This is a genomic window from Sulfurovum sp. bin170 (genome assembly GCF_010892395.1).
In the GTDB taxonomy this organism is placed as follows: Bacteria; Campylobacterota; Campylobacteria; order Campylobacterales; family Sulfurovaceae; genus UBA1140.
In genome coordinates this window covers 1-2,993 of sequence record NZ_JAACKB010000006.1, presented here as the reverse complement: position 1 = coordinate 2,993, position 2,993 = coordinate 1, and the positions used below count along the sequence as shown (strand labels likewise).

General features: G+C 37.0%; 3 protein-coding genes. 2 read left to right on the top strand and 1 reads right to left on the bottom strand.

Going from position 1 to position 2,993, the window contains the following annotated elements; translation table 11 throughout:
• Positions 1-191: 191 nt before the first annotated feature.
• Both tsaD and GSY74_RS00170 read left to right on the top strand, forming a co-directional pair.
• Positions 192-1,205, top strand: coding sequence for a tRNA (adenosine(37)-N6)-threonylcarbamoyltransferase complex transferase subunit TsaD (tsaD, locus tag GSY74_RS00175; RefSeq protein WP_164663085.1), 1,014 nt, complete (start codon positions 192-194; stop codon positions 1,203-1,205).
• 73 nt (positions 1,206-1,278) lie between these two features.
• Positions 1,279-1,674, top strand: a complete 396-nt coding sequence (locus GSY74_RS00170) for an acyl-CoA thioesterase (protein WP_164663084.1) — start codon at positions 1,279-1,281, stop codon at positions 1,672-1,674.
• Here GSY74_RS00170 and GSY74_RS00165 read toward each other — a convergent pair.
• Positions 1,671-2,906, bottom strand: a complete 1,236-nt coding sequence (locus tag GSY74_RS00165) for a cation:proton antiporter (protein WP_164663083.1) — start codon at positions 2,904-2,906, stop codon at positions 1,671-1,673. The two genes, GSY74_RS00170 and GSY74_RS00165, sit on opposite strands and share 4 nt — an antisense overlap.
• Between the last annotated feature and the right edge of the window lie 87 nt (positions 2,907-2,993).

The following is a 2,993-nucleotide window of genomic DNA, read 5'->3' as shown; positions in this document are numbered from 1 at the left end:
AGATGAGTAAAATGGTGTTGGATGCTTATAAAAAATTTGAGGGTGTTAGGGCTAAAAATATAGCTGAGATTATAGAGATAGATAGAGAAGTCAGAGCATATGTCAAATAACCGTAGGGTGCGATTGCTATCGCACCAAAAATCATATCATAAAAAAGGTGCGATAGCAATCGCACCCTACAAAAATAACCCATGATACTAAGCATAGAATCAAGCTGTGACGACAGCTCAATCGCAATCACCAACATCAAAGACAATAAATTAATCTTTCACAAAAAAATCTCCCAAGAGAAACAACACGCTTGTTATGGTGGTGTCGTTCCTGAACTAGCATCGAGACTTCACGCCATAGATTTACCCAATATTTTAGAAGAGACAAAGCCCTATCTTGACAAACTCAAAGCTGTGGCCGTTACCAATCAGCCTGGTCTTGGGGTAACACTATTAGAGGGTATCGCTATGGCAAAAACGATTGCTGTGACCAAAGAGATACCTCTTATAGCCGTACATCACCTCAAAGGGCATATCTATTCGCTATTTATTGAAAAAGAGGAGATTTTACCCCTCTTGGTGTTGCTTATCTCAGGTGGACATACTCAAATCATTAGGGTTGAGAGTTTGGAGAAGATGACCATCTTGGCTACAAGTATGGATGACTCTGTGGGAGAAAGTTTTGACAAGACAGCCAAGATGATGGGACTTGGTTACCCAGGCGGTCCGATTATTGAGAAGTTGGCACTAAAAGGAGATGAGAACCGTTTTGTTTTGCCTGTGCCATTACGAAACTCACCACTTATCGCTTTTTCGCTCTCTGGACTAAAAAATGCAGTGAGGTTGGCAATAGAGAGTGTGGGTGGAGCTGAAAAGATGAGTCAGCAAAACCAATGTGATATATCAGCCTCTTTTCAAAAGGCTGTGAAGCTTCATCTGATTCAGAAGAGTAAAAAAGTTTTCAAAGAGGAGATGATTAAAGATTTTGCTATTGTTGGTGGAGCTTCTGCTAATCTTTACATTAGAGAAGCTTATGAAAAATTGTGTTCTGAATTTGGGAAGACTCTACATACTGTTCCACTAGAATATTGCTCCGATAATGCTGCAATGATAGGTCGCTATGCTGTTGAGGCTTATAAAAAAAAGCTCTTTATTGACCCTTATACGATAGATATTGTGGTTAATAAAAAAAGGCAACAGGGAGTAGAGCTTTAAAACTATTCCTACTTCAATAGAACCTTGTAGCTTAGCTCAGCGAAATTAAACTTTCAAAAAAAGGAAAAAATTGATGCGAACATTAACCCTAAGAATACAAGCCTACCCTAGCGACCTTAATCCATTGGGTACAGTTTTTGGTGGATGGATTATGTCTATGCTGGATAAGGCGGCTTCCATAGCTGTAGGAGATTTGATAAATGTGAATGCGGTGACAGTGGCTGTGAGTAATCTTCATTTTCTTAAGCCTATCCAAAATGGTGATGTTGTTACGATACATACAACAGTAACAAAGATAGGTAAAAGTTCTGTTACCGTGTATGTTGAAGCAGATGTACTGTGCCGTAAGCAATTTTGTAATGAAAATTGTGAGATGCGTGTAACTGATGCAACTTTTATTTTTGTAGCTGTTGATAAGAGTGGTCAACCTATTCCTGTCGCATCTGTCTTGAGGAGGGATAGAGTTTAGTTAGAGCTATCTTCTCTCTCACACTTATCATTATTACACTCGCCAGATTTGTGTAAAACATATTTGGTCAGCAGAGGTCCAATAAACTCATGCACCATAGTTGTAGCGATAATAACATTTAGAATAATCGGAGCAATGGACTCAAAACCTGGTTCTGTTTGAAGTGATAGAGCCAATCCTATAGCTATACCTGCTTGGGGAAATAGAGCGATTCCTAGATAGTTTTGAATGTTTTTATCTGCCCCTGTTAGTTTTGCACCAAACCAGACACCAGTGACTTTTCCTATAATTCTAAATAGAACATATAATATGATTATAAATGGCATACTTACTAAAAAGCTAAGATTAAGATGCATTGCAGAGATGGCAAAAAATAGCAGAAATATAATATCTTTGAGGTGGTGGTCAAACTCCTCTTTGACCAAAAAGAACTCATTGGAGAGATTCGCCATGACTACCCCCATAACTAACGAAGCAAAAAGAGGTTCAAGTCCCCATTGTGAGCTTAGACTATAGACTATAAATATCATTCCTAGTGTCGATGTGGTTTTTACACTTCTATTTTTTTTGAAAACCCTATCTATTACCTCAGAGCAAACAGCTCCTACCGCCCCCAATATAATACTATAGAAAATAATAGGAAGTACTTCAAAAAATGTACTTATCGAAACTTCACTACTCCCAATAAGTGTACTGGTAAATATCATGACAAAGCTAAAGAGTATCAGAGCTATAGCATTATCAAATGCGACTACACCTAGTAGAAAAGAGCTAAACTTCCCTTTTGCTTTTAGCTCATGAATAATAGCCAAAACAGTGGCTGGTGCTGTAGCTGTGGCAAGACCACCAAAGAGAACAGCAATGGTTAACCTCTGCTCATTGGCAAAACCCAAACCTAGAAAATCAAAAAGCAGATAGAAACTTGTACTAATAAATATAAATGTAAAGAGGGCTTCAAAGATAGATACAAATGCAATCTGTTTCCAAATCTCCTTTATCAAGTTATATTTCAAGTTTGCACCAACCAAAACCGAGATAAGTGCTAAAGACATATCGGTAATAATATGACTCTCTTTTATAAACTTATAATCTATAATACCTAAAACCTCTGGCCCAATAATCAGACCAAGCATAAGGTATCCCACAACATTGAGTAGTTTTATCTTTTGACATAACCACTTCATAAATGCACCTAGTACAAAAATAAGTCCCACTGATAATAATGTCTGCATCTAATTTATTTTCCCTTAAAAACTTTAAGATATAGTATACCATTGTATAATTATCTAACCATAAGAATTAATAAATAATTATATTTT

What these genes read in the sequence shown, in the direction of transcription:
- tsaD (WP_164663085.1), top strand. Translation starts at nt 192, where the DNA reads ATGATACTAAGCATAGAATCAAGCTGTGACGACAGCTCAATCGCAATC.
- GSY74_RS00170 (WP_164663084.1), top strand. Translation starts at nt 1,279, where the DNA reads ATGCGAACATTAACCCTAAGAATACAAGCCTACCCTAGCGACCTTAAT.
- GSY74_RS00165 (WP_164663083.1), bottom strand. Translation starts at nt 2,906, where the DNA reads ATGCAGACATTATTATCAGTGGGACTTATTTTTGTACTAGGTGCATTT.